General features: G+C 50.7%; 7 protein-coding genes. All 7 read right to left on the bottom strand.

Going from position 1 to position 24884, the window contains the following annotated elements; all coding sequences use genetic code 11:
* From ABDW33_RS14620 to ABDW33_RS14590, 7 genes are read right to left on the bottom strand one after another with little or no spacing between them, the layout of a single operon-like run.
* The gene (locus tag ABDW33_RS14620) at nt 1-705 is read right to left on the bottom strand and encodes a 4'-phosphopantetheinyl transferase superfamily protein (RefSeq protein WP_343690809.1); all 705 of its coding nucleotides are present in this window, start codon (nt 703-705) and stop codon (nt 1-3) included.
* A complete protein-coding gene (locus ABDW33_RS14615; RefSeq protein ID WP_343690808.1) occupies nt 702-1403 on the bottom strand; it encodes an alpha/beta fold hydrolase in 702 nt (233 codons plus the stop codon). The genes ABDW33_RS14620 and ABDW33_RS14615 overlap by 4 nt, the downstream gene beginning before the upstream one ends.
* A gap of 12 nt (nt 1404-1415) precedes the next feature.
* Nucleotides 1416-1847 carry a cobalamin-dependent protein gene (locus ABDW33_RS14610; RefSeq protein WP_343690807.1) on the bottom strand — a complete coding sequence of 144 codons (432 nt, stop codon included), beginning with the start codon at nt 1845-1847 and terminating at the stop codon, nt 1416-1418.
* Nucleotides 1848-1887: 40 nt separating this feature from the next.
* Complete coding sequence (locus ABDW33_RS14605) at nt 1888-3180, bottom strand: methylaspartate mutase (protein WP_343690806.1); 1293 nt, start codon at nt 3178-3180, stop codon at nt 1888-1890.
* A gap of 25 nt (nt 3181-3205) precedes the next feature.
* The gene (locus tag ABDW33_RS14600; RefSeq protein ID WP_343690805.1) at nt 3206-4843 is read right to left on the bottom strand and encodes an ATP-binding cassette domain-containing protein; all 1638 of its coding nucleotides are present in this window, start codon (nt 4841-4843) and stop codon (nt 3206-3208) included.
* A gap of 36 nt (nt 4844-4879) precedes the next feature.
* The gene (locus ABDW33_RS14595) at nt 4880-16468 is read right to left on the bottom strand and encodes an amino acid adenylation domain-containing protein (protein WP_343690804.1); all 11589 of its coding nucleotides are present in this window, start codon (nt 16466-16468) and stop codon (nt 4880-4882) included.
* 28 nt (nt 16469-16496) lie between these two features.
* On the bottom strand, nt 16497-24866 hold the full coding sequence (locus ABDW33_RS14590; RefSeq protein ID WP_343690803.1) for an amino acid adenylation domain-containing protein: 8370 nt from the start codon (nt 24864-24866) through the stop codon (nt 16497-16499).
* Nucleotides 24867-24884: the final 18 nt, after the last annotated feature.

The following is a 24884-nucleotide window of genomic DNA, read 5'->3' as shown; positions in this document are numbered from 1 at the left end:
TTAAACAAAAAACGGTAAGGTCGTTACATCGATGCCTGCATACCAGATTGCCCGGTCGATGAGGTCTTCCGCAGGCAGGAAAACCGCTTCAGGTAATAACTGCGAAGTACACAGCACAGCCACATACTCGGAAGGTAGCGGTACATGCTGATAATACCAGGTTTCAGAAACACCATCTATGCGCAATGTGGCACGGTTACCATTTCGAAGGCAGATGTCTTTCACATCTATCGCCAGCCCCTGCCCTCTCGCCTTTACCAGGCTTTCTTTCCTGGTCCATAGCGCATATAAGGCTTCCTTACCTTCCCGCTGCAGGCGCTCCAGTTCATCGGGACGCAAAGCTACAGCGATATCTTCCGGGTGTAGGTCAGCCATCAGCTCAACGTCAACACCGATTCGGCCATAACGCGTAATTGCCGCCAGCACCATATTTCCGGAGTGAGACAGGTTGAAATCCACTTCATCATCCAATACCAGTTTACCTCCGGTATCTGGGTGTACCCGTTCCAGTGAGTCCGGTGAATAACCCTCCGTACACAGCAGATCACGAAGCAGCAAGCGGCCAAACAGGCAGTTCTGCCGGTCTTCCCAGCGGCGGTACCTGCATACGTCTGCCCGCATATGCACCGGCAAACAATGCAGCAACACATCAAACAGTGTGTTGCTCAGCTGCTGCCGGTATAAAAAACAGGAAAATGTAATCATACAATAGTTGCCCGGGCCGTTTGTTTGTTGAGAATAGCTGCCAGCTCAGCAAAATGCTGAAGGATAAAGAAATGATCCCCTTCAAGCCGGCGGATGTCGGGAGTAAAATTCGTCTCATCTGCCCATCCTGCAGCCATTTCATCAGATATCGGCTCAGACGTACCATTAATCACCGTTACCGGCACATCATATTTGCCGAGCGGCTTATACTGATACAGCTCTAACGCGCGCATATCTTCCCTTATAATCGGCAGGAAGAATTCCATCAGCGCCTGGTTATTCAATACTTCTTCCGGTAAGCCACCCAGTGCGCGCAACTCCTCGCGCAGGTCGCGGTCTGGTAGTTTATGCCGCACTGTACGCAAATGATTTACCTTCGGCGCTGCACAACCCGTTACCAGGAAATGAAGTGGCAGCCTGCGTCCGCTGGCCTGTAACCGATGTATCAGCAGGTTTCCTAAAGTACCGCCCATAGAGTGGCCAAAAAACATATAGTCACCGCGAATATATGGATTCACCTGCACCAGCAGGTCATCCACCATCTGGTGCAGATCTCCCATCAAAGGAAGATTCATGCGCTGCCCACGGCCAGGCAGTTCCAGTGGCACCAGCGTAATATCTCGGTTCAGCAGCGGTTTCAGCGCATTATAGGCAAACTTATTGCCGCCAGCATATGGTAATGTAATCAGATTGATCATCAGTAATATTTATTAAGCCTGTCTGGCAACCATTGCCTGCTCTTTTATGTGTTGCAGGCGCTGCCCGAAATCCTGAAGGTCCTGATCGTTGCAGTAAGCACGGGTGTAGCCGGCGGACTCCAGCTCAACTGCATAAAGGTACGACATATTCACATCTGTACTCAGCTTGCCACCAATAAACACCGGCTTCTCCTGCATGCTGTCCAGCTCCTTTACTCTTTTTATCAGTTCCTTTCCTTCGATATAACCGTGACCGTTAATAGTAGACACAATCAGCATGTCCGGCTGATGACTGATACAGGCTTCCGTAAGCAGATCATAGGGTACACTGGGGCCCAGGTTGATTACCTCAAAGCCATTCTCCTGTAAAAACAACTGTATAAAAACCAGGTTCCAGTTGTGCGAGTCCGAAGGAATTGTAGTTAACAATGCGATAGGTTTCATATGATGTTCTTTATTTGGGAAATATATTTTTGCTTGTAATTCAGTGAAGCATTGCTGGCTCCTTCGCCACACAACGACCATCGTATTTCTGTTGGTTAAAGGACAGCATCTGCAGCAGTTCTCCTGATGACATTTTCTTCTTCCGTCTTACGGCGTTATTTTTAATATGCCCGGTGAATGGAATCTTACCGGGGTCCGACCAATAAATAAACCCCGCTTCGTCCAGCTGGGCACTGGTTAAGCAATGATTATCCGGATGCAAACAAAACGGCACATCCCAATAGCCACTTTTGAAAGCCTTCTCCATGCCCTCTTCCAGGTTGCGCCCCAGGTTCAGTAGCAGGTTAATCAGGAAATCCGCTTCTTCAAAAATCTGCGTTGTCCACGCCGCTACTTCCGGCGTCACCGGCTGGTTACGTGGTGTAGCGGAAGCCACTGCATCACACCAGATGAGGGAATTGATGTTATCTTCTATCAGTGGAATCTGGTGCGCTTCCTTAACGGTTTTCACAATCAGTCTTTCTGCACCACCTTCTACTGCTATACGTGCGCTTTCTTCTATCAGTGCGCGGGCACCATCAAACGACTGCGGAAACTTTCCCATGAAAGTATAGAATACTATGTGCCACTCGCTTTCCGGGCCGAGGTATTTATTGCCCAGCTGCCGTAATGCATGCAGCGCAGCAGCATCCTGTGCCGGATGTGTGCCTTGCGCCAGACTGAGTGAGTACGACTTTACGCCATTCTCTATCATGAACAAGGCTTCTGCAATAGTGATGGCAATGAGAATGGCGGGTGGGCATAATTGCCCCATCATGCAGCCGCCGAAGCTCTCAATATGCCAGGGATCATCGCTGGCTTCCCCGAAGAGGCGGCAGCAGGTACGCCAAGCGTCCAGGCTGCGTGCCAGCGGAATACGGCCGTAAGGAAAGCAGTAAGATATAGGACCACCTTCAATGGCATCGATGCCTGCACGTATGGTGGCCTTGAAAATTTCTACCGGCAGCGGGCTGCCGTGTCGGATCTGCACAGGAAAATCTATCTCCCTGATGCCGGCAATCAGCGATTCATTCTCTGATTGCGGATAGCTTACAATCGGGTATCCATTCAATGAAAGCCCCTGTTCAATAGCACGGGAAGCGCTGGCAAAATCACCGCTACGGGTAAAACTATCCAGCGTAATAGTACCGATGGTGGGTGCCTGCACACCTTTAACGGCCAGCAAACCATTGCGCATGCGTTCCCTGTCGCTGAAGCCCATGCGGGGCTGCACCACCAGGCGTTGCTGTGCAAACTTCGCTTTTACGAAATTGTGAAAATATGAGGTAGACATAGTATCCTGCGTTGTTTTGGGTCATTCAAATCGTACACGGCAATGGCTGGCGTACATCGCTCTGTACGCGGCCATAGTCGAACCGCAGCACACGTTCCGCATAGTCGAAATAGGCGTCGTCATGTGTAACAGCAATTACCGTTTTACCCATCGCTTTCATTTCAGGCACCAGCACCTTGTAGAAGAATGCGCGGAATACCGGATCCTGTTCTGCCGCCCACTCATCCAGGATGATAATTTCTTTCTCCTCCATCAGTGCATAGATCAGTGCCAACCTTTTCTGCTGGCCTTTGGAAAGGGTTGCCTTGATGACGTTCTTCTGCTCATTGAATGTAACAATGTCAGTTAAACGCATTTTGTTCAGCAATTCCATCAGCCGCGCGTTATTGCGGTTCAGTTCAAAATCGTCATAGTTCTCGGTAAACAGGCAATGGTCTGTATGAATCGCCACCAGTTGATCGCGATACCAGGGATAGGTTCGCGGACTAATGCACTCATCATTGAAATAGATGTGTCCTGATTTGGGCATGTACAGGCCAGTGAGCAGATGAATGAAGGTGCTCTTGCCGCTGCCGTTGCCGCCGGTAATAAATATAGTCTCCCCTTTCCTGATCTCCAGGTTCAGTGGCAGCAGGCGGAAAGTTTCAGCACGTATCTCATCGTAATATTCATAAGTAACATTCTCGAAGCGGATAGACTGAAAGTCCACATCCGCCCGTGGATCATTACCATGGCCCAGCTCAATGGTGCGGGAGGCGCTCACTGCCTTATCAAATTCCTCCAGGCGTATTACCGCAATATGCATCAGGGTAAACTCCCTGATTTCTGTAATAATGATACTCATTGGCCCCATCAGGTACAGCAGGGTTACAATAAAACTGCTGCTCACCACCTGTCCCGCATGCAGCAAAGCAGGCAGCAAGAAAAGGATGATACCGATCATCAGGTACCATACATAACTGCCCATCAGCTCATTGCCCATATGGCGGATCAGGGTTTTCACAGTGAGGTCCTTTGCGCGCCCGCGATTGACAGAGATATGTTCAAAAATATTATCGCTACGATCGCGGCTCATCTTGATTTCCCGGAACCCACGCAAAAAATCGTTCATGTTCTGCTGGTAGATATTTGCGAGGTCTCTTACGGTGGTCATGTCCTGGTGAACCGCCATATTACGGTAGTAATACAGGGTAGCCAGCACGCCCAGGATACCGGTGATAAGGGCTGCGCCAGGAAGGTTGATATAGAAGAGATAAATGACCCCGATGGCAACCATTACCACTGCATTAAATGATTCTATGAACGCCTGTGGAAAGCGCTGCAACGTGGTAACATCAGCTACAGCGGTACGAACTTTTTCATCGCCCAGTTTTTGGTATTCTTCGTAATTGGTGAAGCGCAGTTTATCGAAAATAGACAGCCCCAAGTCATTACCCAGATCATAAGTCAGGCGGATCATGTACGATTGAAAATAGCGGGATGTAACAAACGATAGCACAATCAGCACGGTGTAGATCTGCCAGTCGTATTGATCTACAAAAGGTAAAGGCGTATTGGTCACCTTGTTGTTGATCAGCAGCAGCAGCGTGCTTCCCCATATGCTGTTAATTAACCCCAGCAGGGCCAGCATTACGAAAAATCCTTTCGATTTTTGCTGAAGCATTTTTAGCAGTATCATCATTTCTGTTTTTGGAATAGATTATTTGGATAAGGGTTTTCTTTTTCGTTTGCCTACGCCGGTATTGGCGAATGCATCTTTCAGGTGGGCAGCTGTGGTGAGCCTGATACCGGTTACCGCGCCTTCCGGATGCTGCAGCATGTACTGCACCACCACCTGGAAGTGATGGCTGATAACAGCGATATCTATAGCCTGCAGGAGCTCGCTGTTGTAATTAAAGCGAACAACCAGCTCGTTGCCGACACCCACAAATAAGGACAGCAGATAATTATTGTGCTCATGCATGCAAATATTATCCAGCTGCAATCTCCGGGTTTCGTTCTCCGCCTGCTCTCCCAGTGGATAGTTCTCAAAGAACAGCACACTATCAAACAGGTCTGTGATGCCGGTGATCTCCTGCAGCAATTCCTGGCTGATATACGGCTGGCTGGCCGCCAGACTATGTCCGTTCTGCAAGCCCTGTAGCCATGTTACCAGCGGCACTGCCGGTGAAATGGCTGTCACCAGCGGAATAATATTGATATATGGGCCCACCCTGCGTTCCACCTGATCTATTTCAGCGGGGCGTGTGGTAAGGGTTACTCCATACACGATATTTCTGCTGCGGGTATACTTATATAGCAAGAAAGCCCATACACCCTGAATGAAAGTATTCATGGTGATATGATGTTGCTGGCAGAATTGAGAGATAGCAGTTGTTTGTCGCTCATCCAACAGGAGTTTTTCATCGCGGAAGATACCGGGTGCAAAGTTCCTGTCCACCCGCGCACCCGCAAACGGCAGCCACAGCGGGGCTTTCAGCGCCTTCAGGTGCTGCTGCCAGAAACCGGCTGCAACATTTTGATCCTGCGATGCTGTAAAACGGATGTAGTCCTCATAATTGTCCGCAGTGCCTTTCATAAGCGGCCGGCCGTAGAGCAGGTCTTCACTGGCTTTCATCCATTCATCTACCAGGGTAGACATGGACCAGCCGTCCAGGATAATATGATGCAGGGTCCACACCATTTTCAGCCTGCCACCGGGTAGGTGGATGTAGGCGATGCGCATCAGCGGTGGATGAGACAAGTCAAAATCAGTATGCTTATCCTGCTCCAGGAAGGCATCCACGGCTGATTCCGCCATGTCGGGTTCCAGGTTTTCATAGTGCAGCGTAACCGATGGCATGGATACATTATGATGCACCCACTGTACTGCATGCTCCGCCAGTTCATGATAAATAGCCGTGCGTAGTATACTATGATTGGCTATTACATGATTCCAGGCCTGTTGCAGCAGGCTTTCGTCTGCACCTGTCACATCACAATTTACCTGTACCAGCCAAGTGCCATTTTGCGGCACACGGATGCTGACATGAAGCATCTGCTGCTGTACAGGCCCAAGTGAATATACCTGTTGCGGCTGATGTGTAAGCAACAGGTGATCCAGTTGCGGAATAGTGATACTTCCGGTAAGCCCGAAATCAGAGGGAGAAGCCACTGGCTGCGGCAATGCCAGTGCGGTATCCAGGAGTTCCTGCAATAGCACAATATTGCGTGCCGCCAGTATTTCAATGTTGGCTACATTATATTGGGCCGGATTAAAGGTCCAGGAAATGTAAAGCTGTCCTTCTGCTACCGACACAGTGATTTCCAGTTTGACATTAAAAGCATTCTTGCCACCAACGGATTCGCCGGTGCTTTCTGCTGCAATACTCAGGTTACCTGCGTTGCTGGTAATATTATCGAGCTGACCGAGATAATTGAATATAATGTCTGTTGCGGGGAGACGTAAGCTCTCTCTGATGGCCAAATTCGGGTGCAGGTAGCGTAGTGCTCCATAGCCCATGCCTTTTGCCGGCAAAGCGCGCAGTTGTTCTTTTACATGGCGGACCAGGTCGGCGCTGGTAACACCTTGTCCCGTTTCCAGCAACAGCGGATACATATTGGTGAACCAGCCTACTGTTTGCGTAATGTCCAGCTCAGGTGCGATGGTTTCACGGCCGTGGCCTTCCAGGGTGATCAACACCCGGCTGTTTCCGCTCCACTCGCTGATAGTACGTGCCAGCGCAGCCAGCAGCCAGTCATTAATACCGGTATTGTACACTTGCTGTGCTTTTCCCAGCAGGTTACGTGTGACGGTTACCGGCAATTTTACAGTATGTGTATGCACCTGGCTGCGTGCAGCGGCTGGCGTCTTCCTGTCTATTGGCAGGGGCGTGTATGCGTTAACAATATGTTTCCAGTACGGCAGCTCACTCAATGTGGCGGGCGACACCGCATACCTGCAAAGTGCATCCTGCCATTGACGGTAAGAGGATGTTTTTGTCGTCACGGGTAACACCTTACCTGTTTGTACCGCTTCCAGCATAACCGCCATATCCTCGAGGATAATTCTCCACGACACGCCATCCACCACCAGGTGATGCACGGCAATTAAGAGCCGGTTGCTCGCTTCGGTTAGCGGAGTCTCAATACGTACACATTGCAGCAGGCGCCCGGCTTCAATATCCAGGCTGGCCTGATAGCGTTCACAAATGGCGGTGATCTCCTCTCCATTGGCGGCAGTTTCATTTATCACTACCGGCATGGCTTCTCCGTATTCCTGTATCCAGCAGCCCTTGTGCTGCTGATAGCGTGCACGAAGCATGTCATGGCGTTCCGCCAGCGCCGTCAGCAAAGTATTTAGAATAGTTGCATCCAGGGATTTATCTATGTGCAGAAGTATGGATTGATTAAAATGATGCGCCGCTGCAAACTGCTGTTCAAAGAACCAATACTGCACCGGCAGCAGGCCCACTAATCCTGTCAGCTTCCCCTGCTCCGCTATTATTTCACGGGTGGTAGACACTGCTGTAGCCAGCGCTGCGATGTGCTGATGACGGAATATATCCCGCGGATGCAGTATGTAGCCGGCGCGGCGGGCGCGGCTCACCAGTTGAATGGAGATAATGGAATCGCCACCCAGTTCAAAAAAGTTATCGTATATGCTAACTCTGGGCACCTGCAGCAATTCTTCCCAGATACGCACCAGGGCCTTTTCTGTTTCGTTGCGGGGGCCGGTATAGGTAGTCATATCTGCCGCAGCCTCTTCTACTGCCGGTAAGGCCTGCTTATCAATTTTCCCGCTGGCAGTAACCGGCAGCCTGTCCATTTCTACAAGTGAAGGAATCATGTATTCCGGCAGCCTGCCCCGCAGGAAGTCCGTCACGGCCTCCCGGTTAAACTCACCCACCGGCACAACATACGCCACCAGGCTTAACCTGTTACGTTTGTTGTTGCGCGCCATCACCACTGCCTGTTTTACAAGTGCGCATTCCTGCAGCACGTTATTGATTTCACCCAGTTCTATGCGATAACCACGGATCTTCACCTGGTCGTCTATCCTGCCCATGAATTCTACATCGCCTGAAGGTAGCCAGCGGCCCAGATCGCCCGTGCGATAACAGCGGCCACCCTGCACTGGCAGGAAAGTATCTGCGATAAACTTTTCACCGGTCAGTTCCGGACGATTCAGGTAACCACGTGCCACACCCGGCCCTCCTGCACATATTTCTCCTGCTACCCGCGGCGGGCAGATGTTATTGTATTTATCCAGTACATATACGCGAACATTTGCTATGGGTGGCCCAATCACCACTGTGGACTGCAGCAGCGGATTATCTGTAAGCGTGGTAATGACCGTATTTTCTGTAGGACCGTAGGCATTATATACCCTGATACCTTTTTCTTTGAAGTACTTTGCATCTTCAGGCAACAACGCCTCTCCTCCTGAAATAATGGTATGGATCGTACCTGTATTTTCCCGGATAACATGCTGGTAAGATGGCGGCAGCAGCACGATTTCCACCTTATGCCGGTTTACCATGCTGCCAAATCCATCGGCCGCCAGCAATGTCTCCTGCTTAGGCAGCACCAGGCATCCTCCGGTGAGCAGCGAAGTAAATATCTCATAGCAGGAAGCATCGAAACCGAAGGACGAGAATTGCAGGAATCGTTGTCCGGGCCGCAGTTCCAGTGCAGTAATGAGCCCCTTCACCAGGTTCACCACTCCCCGATGCTCAATCAGCACACCTTTAGGGCGGCCGGTACTACCAGAAGTATAAATCACATAGGCCAGGTTGCCAGCCTGGTGATTTACCAGCGATGGCCGGGCTGCAGGTAAATCCTGCAGGGTATCCAGTACCACCAGCTGCAGACTGATATCCAGGTTCATCACCGGATCGCAACTACTGCTGGTAAGCATGATAGCGGCGCCGCTGTCTTCCACCGTGTATTGAATCCTTTCACGGGGATAGGCCGGATCTATGGGTAAATAAGCTGCTCCTGCCTTGAGTATGGCCAGGATACCGGTGATCATGTCAATAGATCGCTCCAGGCACATCGGCACGAGTGTACCTGCTGCCACACCTAGCTGCTGCAGGTAGTACGCCAGTGCGTCCGAACGCCTGTCCAGTTCTGCATATGTTACCTGCGCGTCGTCAGTAACCAGGGCCGTGAAATCTGGATGTATGGCCACCTGGTGTGCAAATAGCTCCAGTATATTATCCGTTTCTGCAATTGCAAAACCGGGAGTACTATTGTTAAATTGGTGCAGCACAAGTTCCAGCTCGTCCGCCTGTAACATGGGCAGCGCACCGATCTGTGCTTCAGGTGTAATAGAAATTGCTTCCAGCAGCTGCAGGAAATGACGTACCAGTTGTGCAATTGTATCTGGTGTAAATAAATCAGCGCAGTATACCACGTTACCCTGTATACCATCCTCCGATTCCTCCAGGGAAAAGCTGACATCTACTTTAGCAGTTGTCTGATCCAGGTCCTCGGCTATCAGCTGCAAATCCGCCAGGGTACTGTTGTTTGAAGCAGGTGTATTGTTCAGGGCAAACATCGCCTGGAACAATGGGGTGGCAGACAGCTCTCTGGAGCCGCCGGCAATATCTACCACTTTTTCAAATGGCAGGTCCTGATGTTCATATGCACTGAGCGTGGTAGCCTTAACCTGCTGCAGCAATGTGGTAAATGCAGGGTTGTTGCCAAGGTCAGTACGGAGTGCGAGTGTATTTACAAAGAAACCAATCAGGCCTTCTACCTCCTGCCTTGTTCTGCCTGCAATTGGCGCACCCACACAAATATCATCCTGCCCCGTGTAGCGGTGCAGCAATACTTTGAAGGCCGTCAGCAGCGTCATAAACAGTGTAGCATCTTCCTGCAGGCTTAGCTGCTTTAATGTTTGTGTTTGTACCGTATCAATATGGAAAGTATAGCAAGCACCGCGTGTGCTCTGTACTGCCGGCCTTGGATAATCCGTCAGCAGGTTGAGTGGTGCCACATCCGCCAGTTGATTTTTCCAGTAGGCGGCCTGTAATGCAAGCCTGTCGCTTGTAAAATACTGGCGCTGCCACAGCGCAAAATCCCGGTACTGCACGTTCAGCTCCGGCAATTCTGCTACGGTGCCCGTGTTGTAAGCATTATACAATGCAGACAATTCACGTATAGTAATGCCTAAAGACCAGCCATCTGTTGCAATATGATGAATCAGTATCAGCAGCGTATGTTCCTCCTGCCCTATCTCCATGAGCCAGGCTTTCAGCATATAATCAGCGGATAACCGGAATGGCTGTGCGACCAGTTCATTTACGGCTGCGTGCAGTAGGTGCTGGTCAGCATATTGCGGATTACGGATAATTTGCAACTGCCAGTCTTCCACGTTGCGGACCGACTGATATGCCTTCCCATCTTCCTCTGTAATGATGGTTCTTAATACTTCGTGGCGCTCCAGCAGTCCGCGTAGGGCACGTTCCAGCGCGGCTATATTGAGTTTACCCTTTACCCGCAGCAATACCGGCATATGATACTGAACGCTACCTTCCAGCTGATCGATAAACCAGAGGCGTTCCTGTGCAAACGACAGCGGAACTTTTTCTGTACCTGTATAAGCGGTGATGGCGGGTAACGTATGCTGACTGGCGGTGAGTACCTGCGCCAGTTCTGCAATCGTTTGACTGGTAAATATATCCCTGGGCGACGCCTGCAGCTGCATTTCCTCCCTGATAGCAGAAATAAGCCGGGTTGCCAGCAGTGAGTGCCCACCCAGCGCAAAGAAATTATCATAAATACCTACCAGTGAAATGCCGAGCAAACGTTCCCAGATTTTTGCCAACTGTGTCTCCGTTTCATTTCGTGGTGCCACATATCCTGCTGCTTCCGGCTGCGGTTCCGGCAGCGCCTTTCTATCTATTTTACCATTGGCATTCAGTGGCATTACATCCAGCGCAATCAGAGACGCAGGCACCATATAAGCCGGCAGTACTGTTGCCAGGAACGACCTGAGATCTTCCTGCGCATCCGTTTCCGTTAAAGTATAATATCCTGCCAGCATTTTCTCGTTATTGCTCTTACGATGCACTATCACCACCGCCTCTTTTACACCGGCACAGGTTTGCATTACAGCCGCTACTTCATCGGGTTCCACACGATATCCGCGGATCTTCACCTGATCGTCTATACGCCCAAGAAACATGATTCGGCCATCTTCTCCCCAGGCAACCAGGTCACCGGTTTTATACATTCTTGTACCGGCATGTTCTATAAACTGCCTGGCTGTACGTTCTCCATCATTGATGTATCCACGGCTCAAGCCACCGCCACCTAACAGCAACTCTCCGGGAATACCCTTTGGCACTGTACGCAGGTGTTTATCCATGATATACACCTGGTCGTTCGTCATCGGATAACCAATAGCCACTTCCTCTTCTATCCTGTTATCCACCCGGAATAAAGTGGCAAAGGCGGTTATCTCCGTTGGTCCGTAACAATTATATATTATCAACTCAGGGGAATGCTGGTGAAGCTTACGTATATGGGGCGCAGACATGGCCTCGCCGCCGGTGTAAAGCCGGTGCATGCCACGGAATATGGCTGGGTTAATATCCACCAGCTGATTTAGCCAGGAGGTGGTAAAAAATGCCACATTAACCGCGCGGGTTTGCAACGCTACCGCCAGCTGCTGGGGATCCAGCAATTGTGGCAATGGCAACAGGTGCACACAACCACCATTCAGCAACGGGCCCCATATTTCAAAAGTTGCGGCATCGAAAGAGAGGGAGCCGGTTTGTAAAAACACATCCTGCGCTGAGAAATGCAACAGTGGCTGTTCCCTCAACCTGCTAACGATATTACGATGCTCAATCATCACACCTTTAGGCGTGCCGGTGGAGCCAGAGGTAAACATTATATACGCCAGTGAATCTCCGTTTACGGTCGCCATGGGTGCAGCCGGTGTTATATGCTCCCATTCTATAGCGGGCGTATAAATTACAGGCACCTGCTGACGCAACTGCTCCCGGATATTTTCATCATCTGTAATTACCGCAGCTGCCTGTGTGAGTTCCAGCAATTGCAACAACCTGTCTACCGGCAGGTGCACTTCCACCGGCAAATAGGCGCTTCCCGCCTTCAGCGTGGCCAGCATAGCCACCACAAATTCAGCGCTGCGGCTCATGGCCACCATCACCACCTGGTGTGGCTGCAGTGAACTATGCTGCTGCAGCCAGGTAGCCAGCCTTCCTGCCTTTGTATTCAGATCCTGGTAGTTATAACTTGTATGCGCATCCACTACTGCCGTAGCCAGCGGAGCTTCCGCCACCTGCTTTTCAAATTCACCGTGAACAGTAAGCGCAGGATGCGTTGGGGTGTAAGTGCCCGCAAAACTGGCTATCTCCTGTAATTCTCCGGCAGACAAATATTCCACCTCTTCAATCAACAATCCAGGATTTGCAGAAACTGCCTCAATTAAATTACCAAGGTGCTCCAGCATCCGCTGCATACGCACCGCCGCGAAAAGATCACTATAGTATTCAATGCCCACCGTCAATCCGTCGGCGCCTTCTTCAAAATCTATGGTGAGGTCAAACTTGCTCACCGGTTGCTGGTTGCTGAAAGGAATGGCACGCAGTCCACTCTGATCCAGTAACACATCGCGGGCAACCGTGTTATTCTGCATTACCACCATCACGTTGAACAATGGCGGGCGGCTCATATCGCGCTCCAGCTGCAGGTCGTCGATCAGCTGATCGAAAGGGTACGACTGATGTTCATAACCCTCGAGCAGGGCATCTTTCACGGTGCCTCGTACAAATTGATCAAAAGATTCACCTTCCCGGATAGCAGTACGGATGGCTAGTGTGTTTACATAAAAACCAATCTGGTCTGCGAGACTTGCATGTTCACGCCCTGCTACCGGCGTACCTACGATCAGGTCAGCCTGACCTGTGTAGCGGAACAACAGGGATTTTACGGCACCCATCAGTACCATGTACAGGCTCAGGTTATTGGCTGCCGCATATTGCTGCAGTTTATTTTGTACAGATGCAGATAATTGTTTTGAGAGATATTCTCCCTTGAATGTCATGATCTTCGGCCGGTTGAAATCCGCCGGCAACTCTAGTACCGGTCTGTCATTTCCCAGGCGGCCCAACCAGTATGCACGATGTGCATCAGCGGCATCTCCTGCCAGCAGGGCGTTCTGCCAGGCTGCAAAATCCTTATACTGAATATGTAAAGGCGCTAACGCAGCCTGCAAATTATTCGTATAAGCGTGATAAAGTTTCAATATGTCTGAGAAGAACACGCCGGTGGACCATCCATCAGAAATAATATGATGGAGGGTAAACAGGAACATAAAACGCTGATCTTCCAATTGCAGTAGCACGGCCCTTACCAGCGGGCCTTCGGCAAGATTAAAGATTGTTGCTGCTTCCGCACCGGCTATTTCCGCAGCAACGGCATCTTTGCAGGCAGTATTTCTCAAATCCTTAAACTCCAGGTGGAATCCCGATTCAGCGGGCGTTTTCACCCGTTGCCGGGGTAATCCGTCTTTTACAACAAACACGGTACGGAGAATTTCATGCCGTGCAACCAGTGTTGTCAATGCCTTTTCAAAAGCAGCAACATCTAGATTACCTTCCAGGTAAGTTCCATGTGGAATGTTATAAGCGGTAGGCTCCGCGTCCATACCGGCTATCAGCCACATGCGCTTCTGCGCGTGAGACACTTCGTAATCGGCCTGCTGCGGCACGGGTGCAATATCCGCAAAAGTATCTCCTGTAGCAGATTCCAGCAGCTTCGCCTGTTCTTCAATGGTTGGATGTATGAACACTTCTTTCAGCGGAAGGGATACACTCAACTGTTTATGGATCATTGCAATTAGCTGGGTAGCCTTGAGTGAATGCCCGCCAATTTCAAAGAAGTTATCGGTTACGCCTATACCTGAAATATCCAGCAACTGTTCCCATATTTCTTTCAGCTGCGTTTCCCCGATGGTGCGCGGTTCTACAGCACTTCCCCTGAACTGCGGCCTGTAATCGCCTGCATCTGGCAACGCGCGCTTATCTATTTTTCCATTGGGCGTGAGCGGCAGGCGCTGTAATGGAATATAGTAAACCGGAATCATGTAGTCAGGCAGGCGGCTTTTCATGAACTCCTGTATATCAGTGATGTCCGGCGTTTCTGCTTCTGTTACAAAGTATGCTGCCAGCTGATCCTGGCCATCCTTATTATACACCAGCACTATGGCATCCCGAACCTGGTAATGATCTTTCAACGTTTCTGCCACTTCATCCAGCTCAACGCGGAAACCACGGATCTTCACCTGGTTGTCTATCCGGCCAAAGAATTCCAGCTTCCCTGAAGGAAGCCAGCGGCCATGATCTCCTGTGCGATATAGTTTCTCGCCCGGACGGAATGGGTTATCAATGAATTTCCTGGCGGTCAATTCTTCCCGCCGGTGATATCCTTTGCCCACGCCTACCCCGCCGATGGCTATTTCTCCAGGCACGCCTACAGGCAATAATTCAGTGCGACTGTTGAGCACATACACCTGCTGATTATCGAAAGGCTGGCCCAGTACTGGTTGACGGGCAAAATCGCCGATGGTGTCCTTTGTGATCCACCAGGCAACGGAACCGATAGTGGCTTCCGTAGCACCGTAGTGGTTGCCTAACTCCACATGAGGATTACGCTCAAAATATTTACGCAGGTTCTTCACATTGATGGTTTCACCACCCTGTTTCAGCATGCGCACAGAAAGGCAAACTTCAGGGTCTTCATCAAACGTGGCACTGTTTACCAGCACGCCGAAAGTGGAAGGCACCATTTTCAGGAAGGTGATCTGCTCCTGTTTTATATATCGTAATGTTTTGTCGGGATCAAAAAAAGAATCATTGGGTACGTGCAATGTGGCACCGGAAGTAAGCGTAGCCCAGATGTAGCTGTAGCAGCCATCAAAGCTATAAGAATTAATGAGCATGGTACTGTCCGCCGGTGTAATGGCAAAGCGCCTCCTGAACCAGCTTACATGGTTGGCCAGCCCCAGGTGATGCACCATGGCTCCCTTTGGCTTTCCTGTAGTTCCGGAAGTATATATCATGTATACCAGTTCGTGTGGATCACGGGCCAGTATGGGGTTATCCGCCGGGATGGCGGGAATATCCTCCATGGCCAGGTAGCCCATTGCCCCGGCATCCGGTGTTTGCGCTACCAGGGATTTTTCTGTCAGCACAATTCTGCTCCCGCTGTCTTCCATGAAAAAACGCACCCGGTCCTGCGGGGAACTCAGGTCAATAGGAATATACACGCCACCGGCTTTAAGAATAGCAATGATCCCAATGATAATTTTCTCTGAACGGTTTACCATCAGGGAAACTTTATCCTGATGTTGCAGGCCACGTTCATGTTTCAGAAACCAGGCCACCTCATTGGCCCTGTCGTTCAACTGCCGGTAAGTCAATACCACATCGCCGCTCTTCACCGCAACAGCATCGGGCGTTTGCAGCGCCTGTTGCTCAAACTGTTCAATCACGGGCTGTTCCAGGAAGGAGGTAAAAGTATCGTTGAACCCACCAAAAAGGCGTGCCTTATCTTCTTCCGTAATAAAATTAATATCAGCGATGGTGCGGTTGAGGTCTGCGGTTATAATTTCCAGTGTCCGCTGTAAATGATGCGCCAGCAGCTGCACGTAATCTTCGCTGTAAATCGCAGCGTTGTAGTCGATCTGTAACCATAGCCTGCTCTCTTCCCTAAACAGTCTAAAGAATAATGGCGCATTGAACAGATGTTCATGAATGGCTGTCAATGGCTCGTAGGAGAAGGCAACGGCGAAGGCCTGTTCATTCAGTTCCGGCTGCTCATTGAGCAGTTCGGCGAATGCGGCATAGTTATAATACTGCCGGTTAATATTCCGCTCCAACTCATCGTGCACTTGTTTCAGCAGTTCTTTCACTGTCATTTCCTCCTCAAAGGGCACAGCAAAAAACAATGGCAAAGGCTGACTCGCAGGCACTACTGCATCCAGCCGCACGGAGCCTGTAGCCAGCAGCAGATCGGGACGCTGGCTGTACTTCCCCAAAAGGATATATAGCGCAGCCATCGATAATTTGTAGATATTAATATCTTTCTCACGAGAGGTGCGTATTACCGCTTGCGCTACCTCTGCTGGCATTTCATGATGGTACTGGTGCCTTTCAGGTGCGGTTCCTTCCAATGGAAGTATGCTATAAAAAGCAGCACCTCCGGCTTGTTTTATTTTGTCGGTCCAATAGCTGGTTACCGTAAATTCCTGTAATGAAAACTCATTCATAGCTCGAGATTAAAATTTGGGTTAAGGGTCAGCTAAAATCGTCTTCCAGTGTAATAGCCTCCTGCACTGGCGTGGCGGCTGATGACGCAGTCAGGGTTGCATGTGGATCCGTCAGCGCCTGATGTACTACCGCCATAAATAGTTGCTGCAGGTATTGAGCGGTGGATGCCATGAATAACGAATTGTTATACACGAGTTCCACCTGGATGCCATCCTCCTGATCTGTGGTGAAGAAAATAGTCAGGTCGTATTTGTTGGTTCCTTCACCCGGTGTCGTGGTCAGTTCCGTGAAATTGTTTGCAGTTGGCGCATCAACGGAAAAGCCGTCGTTAAATGATAACATTACATCAAAGAGAGGGTTTCTTCCGAGATCTCTTTTTTGTTTCAGTTTATCTACGAGCAGGTCAAACGGATAATGCTGATGTTCGTATGCTTCCAGCGTGGTGATCTTCACTTTGTCCAATGCGGTAAAGAAGCTATCCTGCTCCTGCAGCTGCGTGCGCAGTACCATCACGTTTACATAGAATCCCATCTGATGCTGTAGATCAGGATGATCTCTGCCGGCAGAGGTAGTACCTATGGCAATGTCGTTTGTCTTCATATAATGCCGTAGCCAAAGTAAAACCAGGGCCTGGCAGATCATAAACATGCTCACCTCCCGTTCCCGGGTCCAGGTGCGGAAAGTAGTGAGGGTGGCATTATCCAGGTCAAAGCGCAGGGCATTGCTGCTATATGCGCGGGTACGGGCACGGGGGAAATCCAGCGGTAATTCCAGCCTATTTTCCTGTTGCAGTTTATTCAACCAATAAGGTTCATCTTTAACAGACAATTGCTGTAGCCTGCGCTGATGCCAGGCTGCATAGTCTTTATACTGTATGCGCAGCGCGGGCAACACTGGTGATTCTCCGTTTACCAGCTGCGTATAGAGGGTAAGGATCTCAGTATAGAATAATTGAACGGACCAGCCATCGCCAACGATATGGTGCATGTTTACCACCAGCACATGTTCTTCCCCGGAGCTCACTACCTGCATGCGGATCAGCGGCCACTGGTTCAGCTGAAACACATGTTGTTCTTCCTGTTTCAGCAAGGCCGCGCCGTGGGTTCTCACGTCGCCGGTTATCGTGGTAACCACCAGAGAAACGGGGCATTGTTCGGCATCGAGGATGCGCTGCCATGGCAGGCCGTCCTGGTCTTCAAAAACGGTGCGCAGTATTTCATGCCTTGCCACCATAAGCTGCAATGCCTGTTCCAATGTTGGGATTTGCAGTGCGCCCGTGATTACAAATGCACCGGTGATGTTGAATGCATGTTTTTCGGTTTCCAGTTTATCAAGTATCCATAAACGTTGTTGTGCGCGGGAGGATTCATATAGTTCTGCGGCAGGCACCAAAGGGATTTCATTGTCAGCAGATGGCGCTGTTGCTGTGATCACTGCTGCCAGTGTACCTATCTCCGGGTTCCGGAAAAAGGCAGCCAGGTTAATTTTCACACCCATCCTGATTTCCACCAGGGAAATGATCCGATACGCGAGCAGTGAACTCCCGCCCACTTCAAAGAAATTATCCTGCATACCGAAGCCTGTTCTGCCCAGCACTTCTTCCCAGAGAGCCAATACAGCGGCTTCCATTTCCGTTGACGGAGCTTCGCTATTGTTTGCCTGCTGTTGCAGCAGCCAGTCAATATCGGGCAGTGCCTGCCTGTCCAGCTTTCCATTGCTGTTCAGCGGCAGCTGCTCCATGTGAATGAACAGGGACGGCACCATGTAATCAGGCAACTGCACTTTCAGGGCGCTCTTCAGCACAGCTGGCAGTAAAGCCTGCGTTGCTGTATAAAAGCAGATCAGCATTTTATGCCCCTGTGCATTTTTTTCCGCTGAAACATAAGCATCGCGGATGCCTGGAATATCTTTGACAGCATGCGCAATTTCGCCAGGTTCTACCCGGTAACCACGGATTTTCACCTGGTCGTCTACACGGCCAAGGAACGCTACCGTACCATCTTCCAGCCATTTGCCAATATCCCCGGAACGGTATACCTTTTCGCCCGCCATAAAAGGATGTGCAATGAACTGATGAGCCGTGCGCTGCGGATCACCGATATAGCCCGTACTCAATCCCTCCCCTCCCAACAGGATCTCACCGGGAATACCGAGGGGAACGGGCTGGTTGTGCCTGTCCACGATATACACTGTACTGTGGGTGATAGGGCGCCCGAGCGGCACAGCAGTTTCCGGGAAATGCGGCACCGGGCCACAGATAGAGAAGGTGGTGTTTTCCGTCGGTCCGTAACCATTAATGATAACAATACCCGGGCAGGCCTGCTGTACCTTTCGTATATGCGATGGAGACAGAGCCTCTCCGCCAGTCAGCAACCTGCTCAACGGACGAAACAGCGTTGGGTCCTGGTCTGCCAGCTGGTTAAACCAGGAGGCGGTAAACCACATGGTATTGATTTCCTTTTCTCTGATGGCGGCGGACAACTGTTCGGTGTCCAGCAGATGCATCAGGTCAAGCAAATGCACCTGGCCTCCATTCAGCAAAGCACCCCAGATTTCGAAGGTGGCCGCGTCAAATGATAAGGAGCCCGTTTGCAATATGCGGTCGGCTGCAGTTAGCGTTATATAGTTGGTATTCCTGACTAAGCGTACAATGCTTTTGTGTGTTACCATCACACCTTTAGGCGTACCTGTAGAACCGGAGGTGAACATCACATATGCCATTGAGTTGCCGGTGATGCTGGTATCATGGAGGTTGTCCTGTGGAAACAGCGCCAGGGTGGCGGCATCCGGAGCAATTACAGGGATACCTGCATCTAATCCATCAGTTATTGCAGCATCATCCGTAATCACCAGCGCCGCATTCGTTTGCTCCAGCAAGGTGCGTATACGATCCTTTGGTATATTGTGTTCCAGCGGCAGGTAAGCTGCACCCGTTTTCAGCACCGCCAGCATGGCAGTAACAAAATCAACAGACCTGGACATCACTATGGCTACGATGTCGTTTTCACCGGTATAGTAATGAAGGCGGAGATAATGTGCCAGCGTGTTGGCGCGGACATTCAGTTCCCGGTAAGTGTATACAGAAGACTCATCCCCTACCGCCGTCGCATCCGGATACTGCAGCACTATTTCTTCAAACATGCGAACTACGTTGATGTGTTTCGGCAACTTATCTGCCCTGCCGGCAAACACTTCCAGCAACAGTTGTTTCTCTTCAGCAGCTATATAATCCAGCCGGATGAGGGGTGTTTGCAAATCCTTCACCACTGCCTGCAGCAGATTACTGAAATGTTGAGCCATACGGTTCATGCGTGCCTCGCTGAAAATACCGCTGTTATATTCAAAGGTCATTTCCAATGCGGAGGCGGACTCCCACATCTCAATTGTCAAATCAAATTTATTTCCCTGTGAGCCCAGTGGATAATCAGTCACTTCAAAGCTGAGTGTATCCTTTCGCATCAAACCATCGCTTTCCATGTTCTGTAATACGAACATGATGTCGAACAGTGGAGAGCGGCCAGTTTCGCGGGGGATGGCCAACTCCTCCACCAGCTGATCGAAGGGGAACTGCTGGTGCTCGTAAGCACCGAGGGTGGATATTTTCACGGCCTCCAGCAAATCAGCAAACGGCTGATCTCCGGCAAACCGGGTGCGAAGGGCTAATGTATTTACATAAAATCCAACCTGGTTATCCAGATCGGTATGACTACGGCCAGCCGCCGGCGAACCGATCACCAGGTCTTCCTGGCCGGTATAACGATACAGCAAGGCTTTAAATCCGGCCAGCAGCAACATGAACAGGCTTACGCCCTGTTGATGGGCGGTGGCTTTCAACGATGCAAGTAGTGGAGCATCCACGCGGGTATGCACCAGTTTTCCGGTTTGTTCCAACGCTGCAGGACGGGGATAATCCGCCGGCAGTTCCAACACGGGTGCCGGTTCCCTGAATTGTTCCATCCAATAATCCCTGTGTACAGCGTAGCCGGGTTGCTGTGCCTGCGCCAGGTCCCACACGGCATAGTCTTTATATTGCAGGCTCAATGCGGGCGGCATGGCGTTGCGATGATCCAGCAGTCCATGATATAACTGCAGCAGATCATTCATGATAACAGCCGTAGACCATGCATCCGTGATGATATGGTGCAGCACAATGAAGAATACATATTCCTGTTCGTTCGTTTGCCAGAGATGTGCCCGATATAAAGGGCCATCTGTCAGATCGAATACAGTTGCCGATTCTGCTGCTATCAGGGTATCCAGGCGTGTATAGACATTTTCTTTTCCACGGAGGTCGCTCACCTGGAGGGCGAATCCTTGTCCATGCCGCAGCACCTGCTGCCTTGGTTCCCCGTCGTCAGTGACAAATATCGTACGTAGTATCTCGTGTCTCGTTACCAGCAGGTCAAAGGCAGCGGAAAGTGCTGCCAAATCCATGTTTCCGCGGAATGTAAAGGCCAGCGGCATGTTGTAGTTGGATCGTGCTTCGTCCAGCTGGTAGATGAGCCATAGTCTTTTTTGGGCATGCGATAATGGATAGGTATCCATTTCCGGTGCCTTTGGTATAGTGGTATAGGTGGCTTCGTGCGGGTTGATGTGCCGGGCCAGTTCGCGGATCGTGGCATATTGAAAAACTGCCACCACCTTCAGCGCAGCGCTAAAATGCTTATTAATAGCGGCAGCCAGGCGGATAGCGGATAGCGAGTGCCCGCCCATTTCAAAGAAATTATCGTGCACACCAACACGCTCAACACCCAGCAGCTTTTGCCAGAGGCTTACCAGCACTTCTTCTGTTTCGTTTGCTGGTGGCTCGTAAGTGGCCACCGGGCCAGCATCTGGTGCAGGCAGTGCGTTACGGTCAGTTTTTCCGTTTGAGGTAAGCGGGAAAAATGGCAGCGGAATAATGATGGCAGGTACCATGTACTCCGGCAGGCGGCTGTCCAGGTAAGTAAGTAATGCCTGGCGGGTAAAATTGTCTTCCGTAGTAATGTATGCCACCAACCGTTTTTCGCCACTCCGGTCTGTATCTGCTATCACCACGGCCTGCTTAACGAAACCGCTCTGATGGATGGCATTTTCAATTTCTCCCAGCTCAATACGGAAACCGCGGATCTTCACCTGGTTGTCGATACGACCCAGGTATTCAATATTTCCATCCGGCAGCCAGCGGGCCTGGTCACCTGTTTTGTAGAGCCGGCCCAGTTTTCCGCCATTCAACGGGTTAGGAATAAATCGCTCATTGGTGAGCTCATTGCGGTGCAGATAACCGCGCGCCAGCCCTGCACCGGATACATACAATTCTCCAGGAACGCCGGTGGGCGATAGATTCATGTTTGCATCCAGGATATATAGTCCAAGTGTTGGAATAGGTTCTCCGATCACGCTCCTGCTGCTGTTCATTTCTGCCTCACCAATTTTCTGGTAGGTAACGTGCACGGTTGTTTCCGTGATGCCGTACATATTGATAATGCGGCAGGCGGGGAACATACTTGCCCAGGGTTTAACTGCAGCAGGATTCAGGGCCTCACCCCCAAATATCACATAACGTATGTCCAGGTTGGCAGGTGTGCTTCCCAGCGATTCCTGCAGCACATAAAATGCCGATGGGGTCTGGTTCAACACTGTCACGCCTTCGCCAGCCAGCAGTGCAGCAAAGGCTAAGGCGTCGCGGGCCGTTTCCTTTGGTACTATCACCAGGCGGCCACCATAGAACAAGGCACCGTACATTTCCCAAACAGAGAAGTCGAAACAGAAAGAATGGAACATCGTCCATACATCACTGCTGTTGAAATCATACAGGGGTGCATCGGTTTCGAATAAACGCACCACATTGCGATGCTCAATCAGCACACCTTTCGGTTTTCCGGTGGAACCGGAGGTATAGATAACATAGGCCAGGTGATGAGGAGCAACTACCGGTGCGGGATTGCCCGCATTTTCCTGGCTGATCTTCTCCCAGTCATCGTCGAGTAATATCAGCTCTGCGGTAGAGTTGTCTTCCAGCACATGAGCAGTATTGGAAGCTGCCAGCACCACGGGGGCTGCGGTATCTTCCAGCATGAAAGCGATGCGCTCCTTCGGGTATGCCGGATCTACGGGCACATAGGCGCCGCCGGCTTTTAGAATACCCAGCAATGCTACTATCATTTCAGTGCCCCGCTCCAGGCAAACAGGCACTAGCGAATCCGGCTGTATGCCTCTCAGGCGCAGGTAATGTGCCAGCCGGTTGGCACGCTCATTCAGCACACGATAACTCAGTTGTTGTGTACCGAATGTTACGGCAATATTTTCAGGGGTCTTAACAACCTGTTCTTCAATCAGGTCGTTGATCGTTTTATGATAAGGGTAACCGGCTGTTCTTTCGGCAGAGGCTTTTAGCAGTGCTGCCGACTCTTCTTCTGTCAACAAGGGTACCAGTGCTGTTTTAACTGCGGGATTAGCAATGATGCCACGAAGTATTTGATGATAATGCCGGAGCATACGCTGAATAGTAGTACCGGTATACTGGCTGCCGGCATAGCGGACCATGATCTGTACACCTTCCGCTGTTTCCACTATGCTTACCTGTAACTCCGCTTCGGCTGTTACAGCCGTATCCGCAGTTGTAAAAGCGGTGGCAAAAAGTTCCTCCATAGGAATACCAGTTGCTGTTGCGATGGCGGGCAGAGATACATACTGGTGTTCGGCTGCAGTGCGGCTCTTACGCTTCACCTCCTGCAGCAATTGGCTGAACAGCGGCGCGGCTTCCACATCTATGCGCAATGGCAGCAGCCCATTTCCCCGGGTTACTGGTATACCGGTGCTGATCGATTGCTGACCGGTGTAGCGATACATCAGTACATTCCAGGCTGCCAGCAGGGTGTTGAATACAGTGGTATTTTCTTCGAAGGAAAGAATAGCGAGGGCATTGTATTCCGGCTGACCAATGTGGAGCGATTCAGTAGCCCAGTCAACCAGAGCCGCAGAAGTACGGGGGAAATCCGATGGTATCTGCAGCGGTTCTGCACCCGATAACTGCTTTTTCCAGTAGGCCAGCTGAAACGCCGGTTGTGAGCGAACCTCCAGGGGTACTTCAATCCGGATATTACCAACCTGTATATCCTCATCGCGAACTACCTGCATCACAATCTGCTCCAATTCCTGCAGCATAGCGCGGATATATTCAGCAGTATAGCTGGCAGGATTATACGACATGATCACCTCAAACTGCCCTCCTACCATCACGTTGATATGAAAATCGTAGTTGGTTTCTTCAAACATTCTCACTTCCTGCACATCGAAAATATCGCCTTTGTTGCCGGATTGTTTAATACTTTCCTCCAGGGGGTAGTTTTCTACGGCTACGATGTGCTGGAGCAGATCACGCTTCAGGGCGCTGCCAGCCTGCATTTCTGCAAGCGGGGCATAATGATAAGGCAGCCCTTCCAGGCTTTCATTGTGAACGGTATGCAGCAGGTCGCTGAAGCGGGTCTCCGCCTGAAAGCGGATACGCAGGGGTATAGTGTTAATGAACAGTCCCAGTATTTCATTTACACCTGGAATATCAGAAGGCCGGCCGGACACCACATTCCCATACACCACATCGTTGGTATTGTTGAACTTCGCCAGCAGCAGGGCCCAGATGGCCTGGAACAGGATATTCATGGTTACCTTTTCCCGGCGGGCAATTCCTTCCAGCTGAGTAGTAATGGCATCGGGTAAACGTAGCTTTTCTGTCAGTGTTTGGCGGGGGCCATTGTCGGATACCGGGAATAATACCGGCGGTACGGAGGCTACCGAGGTGTAACCGTTGAGATAATTTCGCCAGTAGCTGGCCGCCTCCTGTTTGTCCTGTTTCTCCAGCCATTGGATATACAGGGAATAGGGTACAGGAGATGCGAGTCGGACTGGCTGACCAGCTGCCAGCGCGTGGTAGATGGTCACCAGTTCCTGCAATAACACGGGAATACACCATCCATCCAGCAGGATGTGATGGTGGCTCCATACAAACTCATAGCTGTTATTGGCCAGTTTTATTACGGAAAGGCGCATGAGCGGGTCTTTCACAAGGTCGAACCCGCGCGCAATGTCCTGCTCTCTGAATTCCGCTGTAAAGGCTGCTGCATCGCCCTCGCTGAGGTGGGATATATCTGTTAACCCGAAACCAATCCTGCGGTTTTTAAGCACCACCTGGATAGGCCGTTCGTTCTTCTCATATACAAAAGCGGTTCTGAGGATGTCGTGACGCAGGGAAAGCTGATCAAGGCTTTCCTTCAGCACGGGTACCTCCAGCAAGCCGGAGGTGCGGTAGCATACCTGGTTGAAATAGGCGTTGGTGCCGCCATACATGGCATGGAACAACATGCCTTCCTGCATGGCAGTGAGGGGGTAAATCTTCTGTATATTTTGCTTATCGTTCATTGGTTACATTTTATAGGG

It is taken from the genome of Chitinophaga sp. (assembly GCF_039596155.1).
Classification (GTDB): Bacteria; Bacteroidota; Bacteroidia; order Chitinophagales; family Chitinophagaceae; genus Chitinophaga.
Note: the sequence above shows the minus strand (reverse complement) of the source record. Positions and strands in the feature narration are given on the sequence as shown.

Excerpts from the sequence above, each read along its gene's own strand:
- ABDW33_RS14620 (WP_343690809.1), bottom strand. The coding sequence starts at position 705 with ATGATTACATTTTCCTGTTTTTTATACCGGCAGCAGCTGAGCAACACA.
- ABDW33_RS14615 (WP_343690808.1), bottom strand. The coding sequence starts at position 1,403 with ATGATCAATCTGATTACATTACCATATGCTGGCGGCAATAAGTTTGCC.
- ABDW33_RS14610 (WP_343690807.1), bottom strand. The coding sequence starts at position 1,847 with ATGAAACCTATCGCATTGTTAACTACAATTCCTTCGGACTCGCACAAC.
- ABDW33_RS14605 (WP_343690806.1), bottom strand. The coding sequence starts at position 3,180 with ATGTCTACCTCATATTTTCACAATTTCGTAAAAGCGAAGTTTGCACAG.
- ABDW33_RS14600 (WP_343690805.1), bottom strand. The coding sequence starts at position 4,843 with ATGCTTCAGCAAAAATCGAAAGGATTTTTCGTAATGCTGGCCCTGCTG.
- ABDW33_RS14595 (WP_343690804.1), bottom strand. The coding sequence starts at position 16,468 with ATGAATGAGTTTTCATTACAGGAATTTACGGTAACCAGCTATTGGACC.
- ABDW33_RS14590 (WP_343690803.1), bottom strand. The coding sequence starts at position 24,866 with ATGAACGATAAGCAAAATATACAGAAGATTTACCCCCTCACTGCCATG.